Below are 22,080 nucleotides of genomic sequence, written 5' to 3' on the forward strand. Positions count from 1 at the left end.
CCAAAGTTGAAAAATTCTACATTTGCGTCCATGCCTGAAAAGAAGAAAGTTTTGATTATGGTCGCTAGCCCCAAAAAAGAGCGCAGCGGAACCCTGATTCCCACCAAGGCGTTCGTAGAAGGCCTGGAAGCAAGTGGGCAGTACGAATCGGAATATCTTTTTATCGACAAATTGAATATCAAGCCCTGCCGCGGCTGTCTGAGCTGCTGGGGTCGTGAAGACGGCAGCTGCTTCATGAAGGACGACGACGTGCCCTGGGTACGCGAAAAGCTCATCAACTCGGACATCGTCATCTGGAGTTTTCCCCTGTACCTGTTTGGCGTGCCAGGCCAGATGAAGTGCCTGATGGACCGCATCGTGGGCATGGTGCACCCCTACATGGGCCAAAAGCTGAAGGATGGCGCCAATGCCATGAACACGCCGCTGCATGGCCTCCAGTTCCAGAAAGAAGGCCAGAAGATTATCCTGCTTTCGAGCTGCGCCTGGATGGACCTGGACGTGGTCTACGAACCGGTCCGCAAGCAGTTCGATATTATCCTTGGGCACGAAGGCTACACGCTGATCGCCTGTCCGCAGATGCGTGCGCTGGACCACCGCGGAGGCCCGCGCCGCTTGAACATGCTGCGCGACAAGTACCGCAAGGGCGGCGCAGAACTCGCCGCCACGGGTGCGCTTTCAAAAGAAGCAATCGACCTGATGCAAAAGCCGATTTTCAGCGACGATGCTTACGAGACGCTGGTCGTGGAATTCGTGACACACATGTTCGACCGCGACGACAACTTCTAGGCCATTACGGGGTCTGCCCAAACCAATAAGTCAAGTATAAACGGAAGCGCAATTCGCTGATGTCTACAGACTCGTATTTATCGGTTTCCTTGAACATTCCCAAGAATTCGTAACCGGTCCTTAAGCCAACTTCAAAGCCGCCTTCTTTCCAGCCAAAGGCAAACATCGCGTCAAACCAAAAATCGTTCGCATAGTCTATTTTTTTCTCTGAATAGATTTCATCGTCATCTAATTCGATTTTTTCTTCGACAAAAGGGAATCGAAAACTCGGGCCGGCCGACACGAAAAAGTTGTCCGTCGCAAAATAGTTCCACAACACGGTAATTTCCCAGGCATCCGTTATGACTGAATCCGTAAACGTGCGATGCTGGTAATCATATTCACTAGAATAACCGAGAGTTCCATCGATACCTAGATCAGCAAGCACCGACAACCTGTCTGTCACAGGGAATGCCATTCGGAATGCGAGTCCAATACCCATCGTTTCGTTTTCTTCGTAAAGGTCCGCATCATCCCCGGTCATATAAGACGGGCCAAAGCCAAACATGATACCCATACTGAATTTCTGGAAAACCCCGACGCTAGCCAAAGCGGGAGCCGCAAGAAACAAAGACAAAAGAACAACGGCAATTCTATTTCGCATAGTTTTCCACCAGGATATGAAGGGGACTATCATTCACTCCGCCAGACAGAATAAGCGAATCGGGAAGCGGGCTTACGTTCAAGAACGATTTTTTTTGAACAGGCAGGTTCGTGAACTGCGGAATCACAACAGAATCCTTCATTTCAAAATTGATGTCCAAGGGTTCCACGGCAATCATCCCCGGTTCTACAGTCCAAAGAGGCTCAATATACGAAGAATCTCCCCCAGTCACGGTTCTCAGCACCACAGTCTTCGCGTTATTTTTTTCGAGGACGGCACTTATATCTATAGAAACTGCGGCACGGTTGTTCTTGGCATCCGAAACAGAGAAGCTGATTTTTCCGTTTTCGTCGGCATAAAGGGTGTCTTTAATGGCAATGGTCGTATCATGCTCAACCCACTCGTCTCCATCATAATAGCCCGTCAGCGTAATCGTGTTGATTGGCTCTTTCGACTTCTTCAGGTTCATTACAGACGGCACATAGGCATCACCCTTCATGTAGGGAATATCGTCCTGTAAATACGACATCAGGGATTTCGACTCTCCCGTAAGTTCGTTCTTGACTTGCAATGTAAGGAGCGAGGCGTCTTTAAATCCATAATAAGTATCATAATAGGTACAGCCTGTATTAGGGTTGCAACCGCCCGAGCGGGATTCTTTCAACAAGAAATCGCCAAGTACGATTCCGCAATTCTTAGACTTGGAATCAACGCGGCAACGCAACGCAAAGTGAAGACTAGAAAAGTCCGTAAGGAGCACTTCGTTTTCCTTTTCTTCCATGGTGATATAATGAACATCACCACCTGAGCTACAGGCCGCAAGCAAAAAAGAGACTGAAAATAAAAGGGCTAACTTTTTCATCACAAATAAATATAAGCTAAAAAAGCCCGAAAAGCAAATTTATTTGTAAAATGATATCGGCTTCTCAGTTCCGAAATGGAGCCGAAACGGTCTTGTAATAACAGAAAAACCCTGGCATAGCCAGGGTTTTTCGTAATAGCAAATTCGCAGATTAGCGCTTGCTGAACTGGAAGTGCTTACGAGCCTTCTTGCGGCCGAACTTCTTACGTTCAACGGCACGAGAGTCGCGAGTCATGAGGCCTTCCTTCTTGAGGGCGGGCTTGACTTCGGCGTCGTTAGCAACCAGGGCGCGGGCAATGCCAAGACGGACAGCGCCCATCTGGCCAGCGATGCCACCGCCACGAGCGGTAACTTCGACGTCCCATTCTTCCGCGTTGCCGAGGATGGCGAACGGAAGGTTAGCAATCATGTTCTGCACTTCAGAATGGAAGTAATCCTTGAAATCACGACCATTGATAGTGCGCTTGCCGGAACCCGGCTTCAGGATCACAGCGGCGATGGCATTCTTACGACGGCCAGTGCCACGGTAGATCTTCTTATTTTTTGCGGTAGCGATAGAGGTATCCTCCGTTCTAAATTAAAGTTCTACAACTTCGGGTTTCTGCGCGGCGTGCGGATGTTCAGCACCGGCATAGATTTTGAGCTTCTTGATCATCTTGTGACCGAGAGCGCTGTGCGGGAGCATGCCCCAAATGGCAGCTTCGAGCGGTGCAGTCGGGTGCTTTGCCAAGAGGTCGGCAAAGTTGATCCAGCGTTCACCGGCAATGTGACCGGTGTGGTGGAAGTACTGCTTCTGCAGAGCCTTGTTGCCGGTAACAGCAACTTTTTCAGCGTTGATCACAACCACGAAATCGCCAGTGTCGACGTTCGGGGAGAAGATAGCCTTGTGCTTGCCCATCAGGAGCTTTGCAACTTCAGAGGCAACGCGACCCATAGGCTTGTCGGCGGCGTCCACAAGCTTCCACTTGTGTTCGACGTTCTTCGGGTTTACCGTAATGGTCTTCATGTAAATCCTTTATTAGTTATTCCGGGGCCGAGTTGCCCCGTGAAATGCTGCGCTAAATTTAGAAGAATATTTCGGGGTTTGCAAGGGTAAAAAATATCGATTTTTCAAAAAATCCGCGCCATTTTTGACATTTTCATTCTATCAATTAATAGAGTTGTGCTAATTATCATAATAAAAATCATTCTTTGCGGCTAAAACAGGAGACCCCCGGTCAAGCCGGGGAAGACAACTTGAGCGGGGAAAACAGTATGGCCGAACGGTCTCCGCGAGCCACAAACCCCATGCGTTAAGCTGGGGTGGTGGCGAGAGTGAGGCGAAGTCACGTTCCTGCACTTGCTATAGAGCCGAACAGTCTCATAACAAACAAGTCCCGGAGCATTCGCCCCGAGACCCGTTTGTTCGGTTTATTGAGTTTTAAAGACTACTTGGCGATACGGACGCTCTGCATCTTGCCGGTGGTACGGCTACGCAGATAGTAGATACCGGAAGACTTCACGGCGCTGGAGGTCTTGAGCAATTCAGCAGCAGCATCGAAGCCGTAAGCCGAGAGGATACCCAGGCGTACGCCCTGCATATCGAACACGTAGTAGTCCTGGAGGGTGTTCCTATCCAGCTGCAGTTTCTGGCCGATAGCGGCTTCGCCTGCCTTAGAAATCTGGAACCAGTCGATGTCGATATATCCCTTGGCCACTTCCATTGTCAGGATCTGTTCACCCTTTTCAAGGGTAATAGAACCAGCAACCTTTTCAAAGGTAGTCCAAGAAGAACCGCTGTACTTCAGAGAATCAGATACGACCTTGTCGCCAACCTTGAACACCAATGCACCGTCACCTTCTGCAGCAACCATTGCAGCTATGTCAAACGTACCGCCCTCGGCAACGTTGATCGTGTACTCAAAAGAGTTTCCTGTAGGATTGCAGCCGAGAACAAGACCACCGTTCTTTTCGCCAATGCTTACAGATGTGCCCGCTCTATATTCCGTATTCCAGGTGTCATTGCATTGACCGCTAACAGAGTAAGAGTTGTTGCTCGTTCCATCTTCGTTACGGCCCTTGCCCGGGATATCAAAATCTTCTGCTTCAATCTTGGCCGACAGATCGAATGCCACGCCCTTGAACGGAGTCTGCGGTTCGGGTTCAATCTTCGTAATGGAGCCCGTGGTATTCTTGCCCTTGTCGAGGTTCTTGGCAAAGTAGTCTTCCAGCCACACCATAGCGGCGCGCTTGGAACCATTGCTTTCCATGATGCCGGTATTGGCAGCCCAGGTTGCACCGTTGATATAGCCCCAGATGGTGATACCGCCAATCCATTCGGTTTCCCACATGAACGGGATCTGGTTGGCATAGTCATTTTTCTGCTTCTGGTCATCGGCTTCGCCGATATCGTATTCCGAAATGAGCAGCGGAAGGCCCGTCTCGTTGTGGATCCTGGTGAGCTTGCTTTCGAAATCGGACTTGCTCATGCCCTTACAGTCGTGAGCCTGCTGACCGTAGAAGTCAATGGGGGCTCCGTTGGCGAGAAGCGTCTGGATCATTTCAATACCTTCGTTCATCTGCCAAGAAAGGGTGTTGTAGTCGTTATAAATGAGTTTTGCTTCCGGCCAGCGTTCACGGGCCATTTCAAAAGCTGTCTTCACGAAATCGTACTGATGCTTGCCATTCACCACGCGGTCACCGCCAAGAGCGTCGATGATGTAGGTACCGCCGCAGCTGGGGTCATCGGTACTGATGCCTTCGGCACCGTTTGCGGGCTTGTTATAGCCGGAGTGGTAGTTGTTGCCGGCCCAGATGGCTTCGTTCACCACGTCGATGTATTCCAGGTCCGGGAACTTGGCAGCAACGGCGTCGAACCATTCGATAATGTACTGCTTGGTCTTTTCTACCGTAATGCCCGGGTTCTTGGCCGTGCAGAGGAAATCGGGCTTCTGGGAGCCCCAAATGAGGGCATGGAACTTGAAGTGGCGTTCACCCGGTTTTTCCTTGGCCCACTTGTAGCCGTTTTCGCAACTGTCGAAGCCATTGAAGTTAAACTTGCTCTTTCCGCTGTTGTCAACGGAATGGATGGAGCCCCACTTACAACCGTTTTCGTTGGTGATCTGGTTCCAGTAGGTGCCCATATCCGAGCGGATCTGGCTATTCGTAGTGATGTTGCCAAGGAACTTGGCACCGCCATCGGCTAGGGCTGCGTTAGCTGCAGAGGCGAGCCCTGCAACAGCAGCAATAGCGAGAGAAATAGAAAGCTTTTTCATAGACATACATCCCGTTTAATTGTTTTCACCCGTAGATAAAAATATCTTCAAAAAACGGCGATTTTTTGCAGAAAAAGCCAATTTCCCTGGACAATATATCCATAACGCAAAATAAAACAAGTCCCGGAGCATTCGCTTCGGGACCCGTTGTTTGGTGTATTGAGTTTTTAAAAATTACTTGACGATACGGACGCTCTGCATCTTGCCAGTGGTGCGGCTGCGCAGGTAGTAGATACCGGAGGCCTTCATAGCACTGGAGCTCTGGAGGATTTCCTTTGCGGCATCGAAACCGTAGGCAGTGAGCACGCCCATGTGCACGCCGTTCTGGTCAAACACGTGGTAGTCCTGACGGGCATTGTTGTCAACGAACTTAATCGCCGGGGCGATAGCGTCCGTACCCGATCCGATCTGGAACCAGTCGACATCGATGTATCCCTTGGCAACTTCCAATGTCAGAATCTGTTCACCCTTTTCAAGGGTAATTGTACCAGATACTTCATCAAATTCGCTCCAAGAAGCACCCGTGTATTTCAGCGTATCAGACACGACATTGTCGCCAACCTTGAATACCAACGCACCGTCACCATTTGCAGCAACAGTTGCTTTCACATTAAACGTTCCACCTTCAGCAACATTTATCGTATACTGGAAATAGTTTCCTGTAGGATTGCAGCCGAGAACAAGACCACTGTTCTTTTCGCCAATCTTTACAGACGTGCCCTTTCTGTATTCCGTATTCCAGGTATCATTACAATCGCCAGATACTGCATACGAATTATTACCCTTGCCCTTGCCCGGGACGTCAAAGTCTTCAGCTTCGATCTTGGTAGACAGATCGAATGCCTGGCCCTTGAACGGTGTCTGCGGTTCTGGTTCAACAGGCGTCACGTCACCAGTCGGAAGACCCGTGGTATTCACGCCCTTGTTGCTTGCAAGGTATTCCTTGAGCCACGTCATGGCCGGACGGTCCTTTTCATCCTTAATGATACCAGAGGTACCGCTATTCCATGTTGCACCGTAGATATAGCCCCAAAGGGTAATACCGGCAACATGTTCATTTTCCATGAAGTAGGAAATCTGTTCCTGGTAGCACTGTTTCTGGGTATTGTCATTATCTGTAAAGATATCATACTCAGAAATGAACATCGGCGTTTCCGTCTTGTTCCAGATTTCTTCAAGAACGCCCTTCAGAGTGCTGAGGCTCAAGCAGGAGCCACCGCCACCGGTACCACCGGCGCCACCGCCCTGGCTCATCATGTCGTGAGCCTGCAAGCCGTAAGCGTCAACCGGAGCATTCTGTTTTTTCAGTTTCTGAATGAGGTCGATACCCTCGTCCTTCTGCCACTGGACAGTGTTATAGTCGTTATAAATCAAGATAGCATCCGGCCAACGTTCGCGAGCCATCTTGAATGCAGTTGCCACGAATTCGTAGTTGCCGTTATCGCCACCGAGAGCGCCGATAATGTTGTTGCCTTTACCGTAACCGGAGTGATAGCTGCCGCCAGACTTGATAGCTTCGTTCACCACGTCGATCATTTCGAGGTCCGGATAATGTTCCTTGACAGCATCGAACCATTCGGTAATAGCCTTCCTGGTTTCATCAACAGAAAGGCCGTTCAACCAGTCCGGATACTGGGAGCCCCACACGAGAGCGTGGAACTTGAAGTGGCCACCGTTATTCTTGGCCCAGTTATAGGCAGCGTCGCAACCAGACCAGTTGTAACGACTGCGGTTACCCTGAATCGATGCCCACTTACATTCGTTTTCGGCAGTAATCTGGTTCCATAGAGTCGTAAAGTCACTACGGACCTGACCACGAGTCGTAATGTTACCGACGAACTTCGCCGCACCATCGGCCAAACCGGGGCCAGCGAAAGAGAAGGTTGAAGCCGCAAGAGCGACCGCAGCAACCTTCGTTGCTGTAGAGATTATCCTTTTCATATCCTCACATCCTTTTTGTGGTTTTATCCCAAAAACCATTATAAATATATCCCGCAAATAGCCATTTTCCCCAAAAAAAAGAAGAACTGCCATGGACAAAATGTCCACGACGTAAGAAAAATGTAAGAAACAAACCCCGGAGCATTCGCTTCGGGGCCCGTTGTTTGGTGTATTGAGTTTTTAAAGATTACTTGATGATACGGACACTCTGCATCTTGCCAGTGGTGCGGCTGCGCAGGTAGTAGACGCCGGAACTCTTGACTTCGTTAGAAGACTTGAGGATTTCCTTGGCAGCGTCGAAACCGTAGGCAGTGAGTACGCCCATGCGGACACCGTTCTGGTCGAACACGTAGTAGTCCTGACGAGCATTCTGCTGCATCTGGAGGTTGTTGCCAATAACCATCGGTTCATCTTCGCTACCGGCAATCGGTTCGGGGTCGGTTGCATTCTTACCCTTCACGAAGGTGAAATAGTCCACATCGAACCAGTCGCCGGTTACATCCATACGGAGCACATGCTTGCCAGCCGGGAGTGTCACGTTGGCAGAAACCTTGTTGTAGTCGTCATAGTTCTCTTCGCCGGACTTGGCCTGCGGAACAGAAATCTTATCGGTGAGTTCCTTGCCGTCAAGAGACATCTGGAAGCTGGAAGTGCTGTTGGCTGAGGCGACAGCGGCAAAGAAGGTGTAATCGCCTGCTTCGGCCACGTTAATCGTGTATTCCAGCCAATCACCCGTCTGGTTGTAGCCCACGACGATACGATCGTTGCTCTTTTTGTAAAGGTCAACACCCGGAGCATCATTCTTGCGGTAGTCGGAATCGCCCTTATTTTCGGAATCGTTATCGCCGTAAGAGGCATTGCTTGTGCCGTCTTCGTTCTTGCCCTTGCCCGGAACGTCGAAGTCTTCAGCTTCGATCTTGCCCGGAATACCAAAGGCTTCGCCCTTGAACGGAAGCTGCGGTTCGGGGTCAACCGGAGTCACAACGCCAGTGTTGAGACCCGTCGTATTCACGCCCTTGTTAGAAGCGAGGTACTGCTTCAACCAAGTCATAGCGGCACGATCCTGACCATTTCTAATGATACCGGAGCAGCCCTTTGCGGTTCCGTTACAATCCAACCAGGTGTTACCGTAGATGTAACCCCAGATGGTAATACCGGCAACGTGTTCGTTTTCCATGAAGTACGAAATCTGTTCGGAGTAGCACTGCTTCTGGACATTGTCATCGGTGCTAGCGATATCGTATTCAGAGATGAACAACGGAGTCTGGGTCTTGTCCCAAATTTCTTTGATCGTGTTCTTGAGAGTGTTGATGCTCAAGCAGGAGCCACCACCACCGGTACCACCGGCGCCACCGCCCTGGCTCATCATGTCGTGAGCCTGCAAGCCGTAACCGTCAACAGGGGCACCATTCTTCTTGATGGTCTGGATAAGGGTAATACCCTGGTCCTTGTTCCACTGGACCGTGTTATAGTCGTTATAAATCAAGATTGCATCCGGCCAACGTTCACGAGCCATCTTGAAGGCGGTCGTCACGAAGGTGTAGTCACCGTTGTTATCGCCACCGAGAGCCTGGATAATCTTGGTGTTGGTGTAACCAGAGTGATACTGGTTGTTGCCAGTACGGATAGCTTCGTTCACCACGTCGATCATTTCCAAGTCCGGGAATTCCTTCTTGACGGCGTCGAACCAGGCGGTAATGGCCTTCTTGGTTTCGTCGACACTCAGGCTGCCCAACCAGTTCGGATACTGGGAGCCCCACACGAGAGCGTGGAACTTGAAGTGGCCTCCGTTCTGTTTTGCCCAGTTATAGGCGTTTCTACAACCGGTAAAGTTGTAATTGCCACGAGTGCCTTCGATAGAAGCCCACTTACATTCGTTTTCGGCAGTAATCTGGTTCCAGTAGGTACCAAAGTCGCTACGAACCTGACCATTAGTAGTAATGTTACCAACAAACTTTGCTGCGCCATCGGCGAGACCGGGGCCAGCGAAAGCAGGTACTGCACAAGCAACGGCAAGCGCCATTGCAGAAAGAGATAGATTTTTCATAAACCACATCCTTTTTTAAGGTTACACCATGCACCCATAAAGGTATCCTGAAAAACAGGGAATATTCCAAGTTGGAAAAGGCTTTCCATGGACAAAATGTCCATAGTTGTGTAAAGAACAGGAAACAGGCCGGAGGGCCCGTTTTTTTTGCGTTTTTTTTGTAGAGCCTAACGGTAAAGCCGAATGGTCTACCGTGAGCCTCAAGCGATTTGTATTGCGATTACATCGCATAAACTGGCGCCTCGACAATAGAAACAAGTAAACTTGTTTCTGCTGTACTCGACTTAGGTTTATTTAACGAATCGTGGAGGCGAGAGTGAGGCGAAGTCACATTCTCGTATTAACGATAGAGCCGAACGGTCTATTTACTAATTCGCACAGACTGCATTTTACCAGTGACACGGCTACGGAGGTAGTACACGCCGGAGGGTTTGAGGGCGCCTGAATTGCGGAGGCTCTGTTCCGCAGCTTCAAAGCTGTGGGCCGTGAACACGCCGAGGCGCACACCGCGGGCATTGTACAATTCAAACTTTTGTAAGGTATTCGGTGACAAATACAGATTCTGTGCGATTGCGGACGGTTCTTCTGGACCAAGCGGAGTGTACGGGTAGTTTTCCGCGAAATATTCCTTGAGCCAGGTCATGGCCGGGCGGTCAATACCATCTTTGATAAGCCCGGAGTTACCGTTTGCTGTCCAAGTGGCACCATAAACGTAGCCCCAAAGGGTAACGCCAGACACATATTCCGATTCCATCAAAACCGGCATATGCGTTTCGTAGCATGACTTTTGAAGTTGATCGTCTTCGGTTCCGACATCATATTGGGTGATGAATATAGGAGTTCCGCCCGTCTGCTCGTAAGCATCTTGAAGAGCAGTTTTAAGCGTGGCAGCAGGTATGCAACTCGCATTAGAACCTTGCGCATAGGTTTCGTGGAACTGCATTCCAAAGCCATCAATAGGCCCACCCTGGGCCTTGACCTTTTTGACAAGGTCTATTGCCTCGGCCTTTTGCCACATAATCGTATTGTGGTCGTTGTAAATCAAAATCGCTTTCGGCCAGCGTTCGCGGGCCATTTTGAAAGCAGTAGCAACGAACTTGTAGTCGCCATCGTCGCCACCGAGAGCCTCGACAATCTTGTAACGGGCAAAAGCGGAATGATACCCGCTAGCACCCGATTTGACAGCCTCGTTTACGACTTCAATCATATCGAGGTCGGGGAAATGCCCTTGAACAGTGTCCATCCATTCTGTGATGGCCTTTTTTGTTTCGGCAGAGTCAAGTCTGCTCAACCACTCCGGGTTATGGGACCCCCATATCAGTGTGTGGTACGAAAAATAGGCCCTGTGCTCTTTTGCCCAATTATAGACGGCATCGCAATCGGAAAAATCGTATGTTCCGCGTTCTTTTTCAACCCAGCTCCATGTGCACTCGTTTTCGGCGGTAATCTGGTTCCAGTAGGAGCCAAAGTCTTCGGGAATTTCGCCAGATGTGGTCATGTTGCCCAAGAACTTGGGTGCACCATCGGCTAAAGCCGCAAAGGTAAAGGTCGATGCGGCAAGGGCTAAAGCAAGGGTTTTGGCGACCACGTTTAATATATTCATAACAAGACCGGTTTTTAAAGTGATATAGCACGCAATAATAAATCTACCCCGAAAAAGGTAAAAAGCCCCCTCCGGGGGGGGACATTCCGTTGACAAAACATCCAAGACTCAGGTAAACATTCAAAAACAGAGTTGACTTAAAACGCTTTTTACACGAAAAGCGTGTAAGATTTATTTGAAAACTCGTAAAATTTTCTAAAATACTTTCCAAAATCAAAATTTTTGTGTAAATTTATTGGCAGAAAGTTCGTTTGGGAAACAATTTTAACATCAAAGGAGATACTTATGCTGAGTCGTAAACTCATTGCAAGTAGCGCAATTCTGCTCGGAGCCCTAAGCAGCCAGGCTTTCGCATGGAGCATTGACGGCGTGGTTAAATCCAAGATTTCAGGCCGTACGCTCTCTGGAGTAACAATCAACACCTTTAACTTCGGCGGCTTCGAAACAACCTCTGCCGCAGACGGAACATTCCACCTCAGCAGCGATGGGACTACGGCTATCGCCAGCCCCAAGGCATCCAATGTTGCACTCCATATGGAAGGCAACACGCTTACCATCTACAACGCGGACGCTCGTTCTCTCAGCGTGTCCGTAATCAACTCCCTGGGCAAGGTTCTCAAGAAGAACAGCATTGAAAATGTCCAGGGTATCGTCTCCCTTGACTTGGGCAAGCTCGCCAAGGGCGCAAAGTTTATCCGCGTCAGCGCAGACAACCGCAACAGCACCTTTATGGTGACCGACAAGGGTGCCGTGAAGGCTCTCAAGAAAGAAGGCGATTTGCTGCCGATGCTCCAGTTTGCAATGGAAGGCTACGCCAACAAGATGTACCAGATGACGCAAGAAATCGAAACGGGCGTAACCATCGAAATGGAAAGACCCTCCGAAACTTCTTCCAGCTCGGAAAACGGCGAACAACCGAAATCTTCCAGTTCTGTTGAACAGCCGAAGTCTTCTAGCGCAGGCAACGACGGTCCTATCGTAATCGATTGCTCCGGCAAGACCGTACAGTCCGGCAAAGACGAAACGGTAAAATTGACCGTCCAAGGCAGTTCGGGCCAACGCGAGTTCATCATGCATGTGCCGAGCACCTACAAGGGCGACAAGCCTGTCCCGCTGATGATCGACTATCACCCGATTGGCGGTTCCGGTTCAAATCAGATGAGGGACACGAAGTACAAAGCGCTCACCGACAAGGAAGGCGTCATCTCGCTCTACCCGCAAGGCACCACCAAAACGATGGGCCCGGGTTGGAACGTCGGCCCATGCTGCTCCAACGACGATGACATTGAGTTCACTCGCGCAATGATCAAGTATGTCAGAGAAAAAGCCTGCATCGACCCGCAGCGCATTTACGCAGCAGGCTTCTCCATGGGTGGCGGTATGAGTAACCACGTAGCCTGCATGATGTCCGACGTCTTCGCCGCAGTTGCTCCGGCAGCTATGGACCTGAACAGAACCAACAGCGCCAAGTGCACGAAGGCACGTCCGATTTCTGTCATCAACTTCCGCGGCACGGCAGACCCGGTCTGCAAATACCAAGGTGGAGACAGTGGCTACAACGACGGTTTGAACTTCCTCGGCGCCGAAGGCACCTTCAAATATTGGGCAGAAGCAGATGGTTGCACCGGCTCCCCGACCAAGAACTCCGACGGTTGCGACGAATACTCCAACTGCCGTGACGGCGTGAAGGTCGTGCTCTGCACCAAACAGGGTGGAGGCCACGACCAGGGCGATGGAAACATCGGCTGGCCGTTCCTGAAGCAGTTCACGCTGCCCGCCAGCTTCGTGAAGTAAGTTCTCTCTCACAAACAAGTCTTAGTACTCCTAAGAAAAAACCTCCTAAAAAACCAACCAACCAAAGAAGTTCCTGCCTCGGCGGGAACTTCTTTTATATATAGCGAGCAAAGAAAAACGAGAACTCCAAAAGGATTTGCTTGTCTTTGCTCGTATCTCATAAAGGAAACGTCCCGGCCGAAGCCGGGACGTTCATGCATGGGGTGTGGAGTTTCTAGATCCTTCGACTGAGCTCAGGATGACATTAGCGCACATTGATGCGGAAGGCGGCTCCGGTCTTGGACTTGACCAAGTACGTGCCCGAGCGCTTTACCGCAGCAGAGGTTCTTGCCTGCAAATCTTCTATACCAATGGTGGTAAATTTAGTAACAAGGCGGCCCTGCATGTCAAATACGCTGTAGTTGCGGACCACATTGCTCACAGGACGTGCCACCGGGGCAGGAATCACGGTGGTGTTTTCCGGATCCTTGTTGGCGTCTTCCGTAATGTCCTTGGCCGGCTGGTTCTTATAGATATCTTCGATTTCCTTAGAGCTGTACTTAGCCGGTGCAATTTCCTTGTTCCAGCCAAAGTTCCTGAAGCCGAGCAACGAGTATTCAGTCGGGTCGTTCAGCTTCTTGCGAATCGGGGCGAGGCGGAACGTATGGTTATAGGTATTCTTTGCAGACAGCTTGTAGGCATCGAGAGGTTCTGCACCCCAGCTGTTGATGCCACCGAGGCCCATCTGGTGCAAGTCTACGCGGAGCGTAATGTCCTTGTCGCGCTTGAGTTCCCACGGAACCTTCACATCGGTGAGCTGTTCCGGAGTGTAGTGCTGTGCGCTGAATTCCATACGCGGGTTACCCACGACCATCAGGCCCTTGCCGTCGTTGTTGGTGAGGGTTGCCCACTTCACGTCGGTGCGCTGGCCGGTTTCACCGATTTCCATGTACTTGACCGTCATAGAATCGGCAAGCGTAGAGTAGAGGCCCATGAAGCTGCCGCGGTTACGGCCAATGTAGTTTTCATCGGGACCGCGACCGAACCAGCGAACCTTTTCATAGCCACCCGGCACGGTGAAGATCGTACCCACATTCGGAATGTAGCTCTTGGAACCATCCGGAGTGAACGAGTAGTCCACAACGATATCGCCGCTACCGTACACATAGTAAGTCATTCTCATCTTGGAGCTGCCCACATCCGGGAAGCTGAAGTTGAAGGTCACCTGGGTTTCCTGCTGAGAGACTTCCTTGACTTCGGAGGTCACGGAACGCTTCTTGCTTGCGCTGCGCCATTCGCCGTGGCCCTTTTCCATGTTGAAGCCCTTGTCGTTGTCGGTCGGAGCGCGCCAGAAGTTCGGAATACCGCCGTTCTTGATAATGGTATCGCCATCAAGCACGTAGCTTGCAAGAGTTCCGCTATTTTCGTCGAAACGAATCTTGAAATCGGAGCCTACAATTTCGAGGCCGTTAGACTTGTTAACCTTGTAAGTCGGCATAGTGCTGATATCCACTTCGGTAGACCAGAGCTGACCCAAGTCGATGCCGAACTGTTCGTGACCAACGCTAAAACCGGCCTTTGCCCAGAGTTCATCCTTTTTCAGGCGGAAATCGATATCCAGGTGGTATTCGGCGCCGACAGTCGTTTCGATTTTCGGCATGTCGATAGTGACTTCCTTCTTTTCGTTCGGACCAATATTCATCTGGGTGCCGTTCAGCTTGCCTTCCTTGATGACCTTGCCGTTTTCCTTGATGGACCAGTAGGCATCGAGGAAGTCGCCGAGGTTCTTGTAAAGGTAGCGGCTTTCAATCTGAATCTTGCCCTTGGCAGCGTCTACGTTCTTGACGCGGACCTGGCTATACTGATACTTGACTTCCCACATTTCCGGCTGCAAAGACCTATCGGGGAACACGAGGCCGTTTGCGCAGAAGTTGTCATCGTTCTGCCAGTCGCCCCACATGCCGCCGAATTCGAAGTAGGGCGTACCCTTGTGGCGCAGGCCCTGGTCAATGAAGTCCCAAATAAAGCCACCGAAGCTGCGCGGGTTGCCATAGAAGGCATCCATATATTCCTGCAGGTCGCCCACGGAGTTACCCATAGCGTGTTCGTATTCGCAAAGCATAATGGGCTTGTTAGCATCGTTGTAACTTGCAACTGCATCAGGACCAAAGTACATCCAGCTGTTCACATCGGCATTGTTCCAGTCGCCTTCGTAATGCACAAAACGTGTAGAGTCAATCTGGTGGGCACGTTCACGTTCAGAAGCGAATACGTTACCGTTACCGGCTTCGTTACCCAGAGACCACAAGATAATACTCGGGTGGTTCTTGTCACGCTGCACCATGGAGTTCAAGCGATCCACCGCCGGAGCGCGCCAATCGTCGCTATTCTTGGGCAACTCGTTATTTGCACCGTGGCTTTCAACGTTCGCTTCGTCAATCACGTAGATACCATACTTGTCGCAAAGATCATACATCATCGGGTTGTTCGGATAATGCGACATACGCAGAGCGTTGATGTTGAAACGCTTCATGAGGATAATGTCTTTTTCCATGCGGTCGTAGGTCACAGCGCGGCCATTATCCGGATCGAGTTCGTGGCGGTCAACACCGTGGAACTTAACCGGCATGCCGTTCACGTACAAGCGCGGAGCACCGTTATCTTTCTTGATTTCAATCTTGCGGAAACCGATCTTGTTACTTTCGACCTGCATCACATTGCCCTTGCTATCCTTGAGGGCAAGCACTGCTGTATACAGGTTCGGAGATTCCGCAGACCACAGCTTGGGAGCGGTATACGGGATTTCGAAGTAGACATCCTTCTGGCCACCAGCCGCACCAATGCCCGATACAGACTTGGACACAGGAGCAATCACTTCGGTTCCGTTTTCATTGTAAAGAGAAAGTTCGACCGTATAATCGCCAGATGCAGAGCCCGTGGAATTGTAGATCCAGGTTCTGGTCTTCAAGATACCGTCCTTGTAGTTGCTAGCAAGAGTCGCATCGATCTGGAAGTCCTGAATATGCACTTCGGGCACAGCGTAAATGTACACGTCGCGCATAATACCGGCAAGACGAATGAAGTCCTGGTCTTCGAGCCAAGAGCCATCGCACCAGCGGAATACCTGAACGGAAATGTTGTTTTCGCCCTTGCGCAAGTACTTGTTGATATCGAATTCATGACCCGTGAAGGAGTCTTCGGCATAGCCTACGTAGTTGCCATTCACCCACACATAGTAGGCGGATTCAACACCTTCGAAATGCAGGCGGATGCGCTTGCCGCTCCATTTTTCAGGAACGGTAAAGGTGCGGCGGTAATGGCCCACCGGGTTAAAGTCTGTCGGAGCGTACGGTGCAGAAACGCGGTTGTTCTGCGCCCACGGATAAATCACGTTGGTGTAAATCGGATGGTCGTAACCCAGCAGCTGCCAAGAAGACGGCACCGGGATTTCATCCCAGCCGGACACATCGTAGTTATCCTTATAGAAATCGTTGTTGCGCTGAGCGGGCTTTTCTACATGGAAAAATTTCCATTTGCCCGAAAGGCTCTGGTACCATTCCGATGCATGGCGGTCACCTTTCACAGCTTCTTTCACCGTAGTATACGGCATGGAAGTGACGTGGGGAGTAAGGGCGTTCACAGCAAAGACACGGGGCTTGCCGTTCCATTCGTCATTGGGTTGAGCATTTGCGATTGTAGCCACCGTTGCACACAGGGCAACGCAGGATGCAGCAGTCGAAACCAAGAAGTTTTTCATAATAAACCTCACTTAAAAATCCACACCGATAAAAAGATATCTTTTGTACAACAAAAAAGAACTCCCCTTAAGGGAGTTCTCGTTGACAACTTATCAACGCTTGGAAAGCCGTAAAAAAATTCCCGGCTCGAAAGCCGGGATGACAATTAGAAAGCAAGTGTTCGCGATGACGTATTAACGCACCTGCACGCGGTGGGTTTTGTTCAGGCCGATGGCGCGCATGATGTACATGCCGCTTGCGAAGCCAGCATTTTTAAGGGTTGCAGAGAGGTTGGCACCTGTGGCATCAACGCGACCAAGGAACTTGCCCGTCGCACCAAACACGTTGTACGAAATATTCTGCGAAGCAAGCTGCACGTTACGGGCAACACCGATGGAAGTCGGATTCTTCGGATCGACAAACTGAATCCAGTCCACATTCAGGTACTGTCCCGTAATCAGGAGCTTGAGCACATGTTCGCCCTTCTTCAGATTAACGGAGCCGATTTCCATTTCCTTGTAGACATCGAATTTTTCTTCGTCCGTTTTCAAGTTGTCAATAGCATCGGTAATGGGTTCACCATCGATGAACAGCTGGAGCCCTGCGGTTTCAAAAGGTGTCGCCACATTCGCCGTAATGTCGTACGTGGCATCGGCAGCAACGTTAATCGTATATTCCAGCCATTCGTCTTCCTGGGTGTAACCGATGGCGTATCCCTTGCAATCCTTGGTATTGTCTTCGTCGGAGCAATCAAAACCGACCACATCCACTTCGTCTTCGCGATAGACCTTACCCTGGTTTTCGCGATCCATATCGTAGAAAGCCTTGTTGTGGCCACCCACGTCATAGTTTTCAGCTTCGATCTTGCCCGGAATGGTTGCAGCGACTTCCTTGTACGGAGTCTGCGGAACAGCAGTCTTTTCGCTTTCCATGTACCAGTAGTCAAAATCGAAACCGCCCTGCTTTACAACGAAGAACAAGTCATCGACACCGGCTGCATCGCTCAAGTCGTAAGTGTTTTCTTGCCAGACAGTGCTAGCCGGAACATCCATCGAAGCAAGCAGAGCGCCAGTCTCGGAACCTGCATGGAGTTCAATCTTACCGGCTTTACCCCTGGTGCAAATGATAATGCGGTCTGCACCGTCGTCCATGTCTACAGAGCGCACCTTCGTATAGAAGCTGTTGCCCATGTTGGTCAGGTAAACTGCGCCATTTTCGACTTTCACATGTTCAATAATCGTGTAGTTACCACCTTCGGGGTCTCTAGGCTTGCTCACGCTGATGCCACCCACCCAGGACTTGGTTTCGGCTTCTACGCGATCGAAGGGATCAAGATTCTTGACCGGCTTTACCACGCCATTGTTGGTGGGGTTAATTTTCGGAATGGTACCGTCGGAACCCCAAGTAAATTCTTCAATGGCGGTAGAACGGCTGTAACCACCACCGCTTACATTCTTCTGGTTATGATAGAAGAAGAAGCTACGGCCCTTAAAGTCAATGATACCGCAGTGGTTCGTAAATGCAGCACCCTGGCCCGGTTCCATAATCAGGCCGCCCCAAGTCCACGGACCCGTCGGAGAATCGCTGGTGGAATACGAAATACGTTCGCCGCCGTTACCCGTACCATGGGAAGCGTAGAGCATGTAGTACTTCTTGCCGCGCTTGTGGATCCACGGGCCTTCGGTGTACACAGATTCACCATTCGGAGAAAAACCACGGCTCATATCGGTCGTATTGATCTTGCCGTCGAACTCAATCATGTTTTCTTTGAGCTTGGCGTAATAAAGTCTCGGATTACCCCAGTAGAGCCATGCCTGGCCATCATCGTCAATCCAAACAGTCGGATCGATATAGGCCCAGTCCGGGCCGGCGAGGTGCTGACCGTTGCGAGCATCCTTGAACGGACCTTCGGGCTTGTCAGCCACGGCCACGTTAATGGCGCGGCCACCGCGGGTCGATTCCACAGTCACGTAGTAGTAGTACTTGCCGTTGCGGCGCACCACTTGAGCGGCCCAGTCGCCGTTCTTCTTGGCGTTACCGCCAAAGCTTTCGTTCGAAAGAATCAGTTCGCCCTTGTCGGTCCAGTTCACCATATCGGTGGTGCAAGAAACACGCCAGCCGTGCATGGTAAAGAAGTGACCGCCCTCGTCGTTACCGGTGTACACGCAAACCGTGTCGCCAAACACGACCGGAGCCGGGTCCGGAGAATAATAGGTCTGGATAATCGGGTTTTCTGCCATCGCAGTCGTGCAGAGTCCAAAACCAAGCAGAGCTGCGCCCATCTTAACACTTTTTGCAAAACTCATATTTGCATCCCTTGCGCCTTAAAAAAGACGACTTTCATGACTCACCCCTATAAAATTAACCCCCAAAAGGGGCAAAAATCCACGCAAAAGGGCATTTCGCGTGGACAAGTTATCAATATGCCTTGATTTTGAGCGTTTTTTGCAGGTTACCGCTCTTGACAACCGCAATGTAAGTTCCCTGTAGCAAGCGACCGTTCTTGCCGAATTCTACCAGAGAATTGCCACTTCCCTGCCGCTTGGCCACCATGTTGCCGTTGGCTGTATACAGGCGCACTTCGTAATCGCCGTCGGTATTCACCATCAGGGCCACCGAGGCGCGGGACATAGACACCTGGCGTACAGAAAGCGTATTTGCCACGCGGACGACTTCAGGCAACGCCATCGAGGAGCCCTTAAAATCGTACCAGTCCACATTCATCAAGAAGTCGGTGGTGCCGGAATAGTTGAACTTAAGCTTCTGTTCACCCTTGGGCAATTCGATGCTGGCCGAAGTTTCGTACCAGTCGTTCCAACCCTTGGTCTTTGCGGGGTCCACCGTAAGCGTAGCCAAAGCCTTGCCCGTAGAATCGGTCACCGTAATGGTAGACTTTTCTTCGGCAGCGCTTGCCACGCGGGCGGTAAGCGTGTAGGCACCTGCAGTCGGGACCTTCACCAAGTATTCGCTAAAGTCGCCATCGTTAATCCAGCCGAGGTTCGGCACGCCTTCTTCATCGGGCTCGATTTGCACGCCATCCATGGCAATGTAGCTTTCGGCTTCGAGCTTGCCCGGAAGCGTCACCGGTTCAAAGGGCTGATTCGTGAGCTTGAGGTTGCCATCGAATTCATAAACCTTGCCCGGAACCGTGGTGGTAGTGAACTTGTTAGAGCCGTTCACCAAGTTCAGAGTCTGGCCTACATCGGACTTGATAGCCACATAAGTGAGCTTGCCGCCCTTCCAGGCCATAGAATCAATTTCGAAACCGCCGCGGGCGCGAATACCCTTAATGTTACCGTCCTTCCACTGAGAAGGCAGTGCCGGCAACAAGTTGATTCTGCCGTTATGGCTCTGCATGAGCATTTCGTTCACGCCCGAGACCGCACCGAAGTTACCATCAATCTGGAACGGCGGGTGGGAATCGAACAAATTATTATAAGTTTTGCTCGGCGTAAGCAGCATGCGAATCATGCGGTAAGCGTGATCGCCATCGTGCATTCGGGCCCAGAAGTTGATTTTCCAAGCGAGCGACCAACCGGTAGCATCGTCGCCGCGCTGTTCCAGCGTAACGCCTGCGCCCTTGATCAGGTCGGGAGTTTCTTCGGGCGTAATCTGCGCGCTGGGGAAAAGGCCGTACAAGTGGGAAATATGGCGGTTCTTATTAGTCGGGTCATCCCAATCCTGTAGCCATTCCGTAATCTGGCCGTACTTACCCGTCTTTGTCGGCGGCAAGCGCTTTACCACCGCTTCCATCTTGGCTCGGGCATCCGCATCGACACCGAGAATCTTGGACGCTTCAATGGTGTAATTCAACACGTCGCGAATAATCTGGTTATCCATGGTGGGGCCAAAGCAAACATTGTAGCCGCCGTGATCGTTTTCCGGAGAATCGCTGGGTGCCGTCACCAAGTACTTGTTGCCGGTTTCGGGTTCTTCTACAAGGCTGTTCACAAAGAACAAAGCCGCACCCTTCATGGTCGAATAAACGTCTTGCAAGTAAACCTTATCGGTCGGGTTGAAGAGGAAATGTTCCCACAAGTGCGTGGAGAGCCAGCCTGCGCCCGTAGGCCACAAACCCCATGCGCCATCGATAGGAGCGGTACGGTTCCAAAGGTCGGTATTGTGGTGTTCCACCCAGCCTTCGTCTACACCCCAGTGCACCTTGGCGGTCTTTTCGCCTTGCGGCACCATGCTCTTGATTTTGTCGATGAGCGGCCACACGCATTCGCCCAAATTCGCCGTTTCTACCGGCCAGTAGTTCATTTCAAGGTTGATGTTCGTGGTATACTTACTGCCCCAAACCGGATTCGTATCCTTGTTCCAGATACCCTGCAAGTTGGCCGGCTGGCCTCCCTTACGGGAGCTTGCAATCAGCAAATAACGGCCGAATTGATAATGCAGTTCCACCAATGAGGGGTCGTTGGTAGAATTAAAGTTCTTGACGCGGGTGGTGGTGATATCGCCAGCACTCTTGTCGGCTTCGCCCAAGTTCAGCGAGACACGATTGAAGATAGTCTGGTAATCCTTAAGGTGGGCGCTGAGCAAGTCATCGTAAGACTTCTTGGCCACCTTCGACATGATTTCGGTAGCGATGGAGCCCGGGTTGCCCGAGACATCGTTATAGGACTTGAAGTTCGTAGCGGTAGTGAGCACCAGCATTGCAGAGTTTGCACCCTGCACCGAGATGTTGCCGTTCGCCATAGAAACCGTACCGCCGTCGGCCACCACGTTCAAGCGATTCTGGAACTTGATGGAATTCACCGTCACGTCGTAAATGAGCGTGTTGCCGCTACTGGACATGCTGTTGGTGCGGTGCGGAGTCGTCATGGTAGCGCCAAAGCTCACGGAGCCCTTCTTGTCGGCTGTCAAATGCACCACAATCACATGGTCCGGATAGCTTGCAAAATATTCGCGGGTGTAGTTCACGCCGCCCGCCGTATACGTAGTCTTTGCGATAGCGGTTTTAAGATCCAGTTCGCGGCGGTAGTTGGTAGCGCCCGAATGCGACGTAGTGATTACTAGGTCGCCCACCGGCTGGAAGCTTGCCGGGCCCGGGCCAATCATATGGTCGCTCACGATAGATTCCGCCGTACGGTAGTCGCCACGGAACATGGCATCGCGGGCATCCTTCAAGTAATTCGCAGCGCCCTGCTTGTTGTTGTCGCCGGGGCCGCCCGACCACACCGTACTTTCGTTCAGGCCGATAATGTCTTTTGCGACACCGCCATAAACAATGCCACCCATGTAGCCGTTGCCAATGGGCAAAGCATCGGTAAACGACGTACCAGCATCGCTGTTGTACCACAAGGTGAGCGGATTATCTGCAGCAAAAGCCACAGGCGCCAAAATCGTCGCAGCGCAAACCAAAGATCCAAACACAACGCCTAGCGATTTCATAACAACTCCTTTTTAAACCAACCATTCTAAAACTAAA

At 51.0% G+C, this 22,080-nt stretch carries 13 protein-coding genes; 2 read left to right on the forward strand and 11 right to left on the reverse strand.

Annotated elements, in window-relative coordinates; all coding sequences use genetic code 11:
* The first annotated feature begins 30 nt into the window (after positions 1–30).
* Positions 31–786 (forward strand): flavodoxin family protein, encoded by a 756-nt coding sequence (locus tag ACJMNB_RS07470; protein WP_405340792.1) that lies wholly within the window; start codon positions 31–33, stop codon positions 784–786.
* 4 nt (positions 787–790) lie between these two features.
* Here ACJMNB_RS07470 and ACJMNB_RS07475 read toward each other — a convergent pair whose 3' ends face one another.
* The 8 genes from ACJMNB_RS07475 to ACJMNB_RS07510 form a co-directional block, all read right to left on the reverse strand.
* On the reverse strand, positions 791–1,429 hold the full coding sequence (locus ACJMNB_RS07475; RefSeq protein ID WP_405340795.1) for a hypothetical protein: 639 nt from the start codon (positions 1,427–1,429) through the stop codon (positions 791–793).
* Positions 1,419–2,291: a hypothetical protein gene (locus ACJMNB_RS07480; protein WP_405340798.1), complete on the reverse strand. Its 873-nt coding sequence runs from the start codon at positions 2,289–2,291 to the stop codon at positions 1,419–1,421. The genes ACJMNB_RS07475 and ACJMNB_RS07480 overlap by 11 nt, the downstream gene beginning before the upstream one ends.
* Positions 2,292–2,442: 151 nt before the next feature.
* Positions 2,443–2,847 (reverse strand): 30S ribosomal protein S9, encoded by a 405-nt coding sequence (gene rpsI, locus ACJMNB_RS07485; RefSeq protein ID WP_072980024.1) that lies wholly within the window; start codon positions 2,845–2,847, stop codon positions 2,443–2,445.
* Positions 2,848–2,868: 21 nt separating this feature from the next.
* Positions 2,869–3,297, reverse strand: a complete 429-nt coding sequence (gene rplM / locus ACJMNB_RS07490) for a 50S ribosomal protein L13 (protein WP_072980026.1) — start codon at positions 3,295–3,297, stop codon at positions 2,869–2,871.
* 421 nt (positions 3,298–3,718) lie between these two features.
* A complete protein-coding gene (locus ACJMNB_RS07495; protein ID WP_405340801.1) occupies positions 3,719–5,545 on the reverse strand; it encodes an endo-1,4-beta-xylanase in 1,827 nt (608 codons plus the stop codon).
* A gap of 174 nt (positions 5,546–5,719) precedes the next feature.
* Positions 5,720–7,486 carry an endo-1,4-beta-xylanase gene (locus tag ACJMNB_RS07500; protein WP_405340804.1) on the reverse strand — a complete coding sequence of 589 codons (1,767 nt, stop codon included), beginning with the start codon at positions 7,484–7,486 and terminating at the stop codon, positions 5,720–5,722.
* Between the two features lie 187 nt (positions 7,487–7,673).
* Complete coding sequence (locus tag ACJMNB_RS07505; RefSeq protein ID WP_405340807.1) at positions 7,674–9,533, reverse strand: endo-1,4-beta-xylanase; 1,860 nt, start codon at positions 9,531–9,533, stop codon at positions 7,674–7,676.
* A 361-nt stretch (positions 9,534–9,894) separates the two neighbouring features.
* Positions 9,895–11,121: an endo-1,4-beta-xylanase gene (locus tag ACJMNB_RS07510; protein ID WP_405340810.1), complete on the reverse strand. Its 1,227-nt coding sequence runs from the start codon at positions 11,119–11,121 to the stop codon at positions 9,895–9,897.
* A gap of 300 nt (positions 11,122–11,421) precedes the next feature.
* Between ACJMNB_RS07510 and ACJMNB_RS07515 the strand changes: the two genes are divergently transcribed.
* Entirely contained in the window at positions 11,422–12,930 is a 1,509-nt protein-coding gene (locus tag ACJMNB_RS07515; protein WP_405340813.1) for a prolyl oligopeptidase family serine peptidase, read from the forward strand.
* A 244-nt stretch (positions 12,931–13,174) separates the two neighbouring features.
* On the opposite strand, the gene ACJMNB_RS07520 is transcribed toward ACJMNB_RS07515, so the two are convergent.
* The 3 genes from ACJMNB_RS07520 to ACJMNB_RS07530 form a co-directional block, all read right to left on the reverse strand.
* Complete coding sequence (locus tag ACJMNB_RS07520; RefSeq protein WP_405340816.1) at positions 13,175–16,666, reverse strand: glycoside hydrolase family 2 TIM barrel-domain containing protein; 3,492 nt, start codon at positions 16,664–16,666, stop codon at positions 13,175–13,177.
* Between the two features lie 174 nt (positions 16,667–16,840).
* Complete coding sequence (locus tag ACJMNB_RS07525; protein ID WP_405340819.1) at positions 16,841–18,952, reverse strand: family 43 glycosylhydrolase; 2,112 nt, start codon at positions 18,950–18,952, stop codon at positions 16,841–16,843.
* A gap of 112 nt (positions 18,953–19,064) precedes the next feature.
* On the reverse strand, positions 19,065–22,043 hold the full coding sequence (locus ACJMNB_RS07530; RefSeq protein ID WP_405340822.1) for a glycosyl hydrolase family 95 catalytic domain-containing protein: 2,979 nt from the start codon (positions 22,041–22,043) through the stop codon (positions 19,065–19,067).
* Between the last annotated feature and the right edge of the window lie 37 nt (positions 22,044–22,080).

The organism is Fibrobacter sp., from assembly GCF_045131395.1.
Lineage (GTDB): Bacteria > Fibrobacterota > Fibrobacteria > Fibrobacterales > Fibrobacteraceae > Fibrobacter.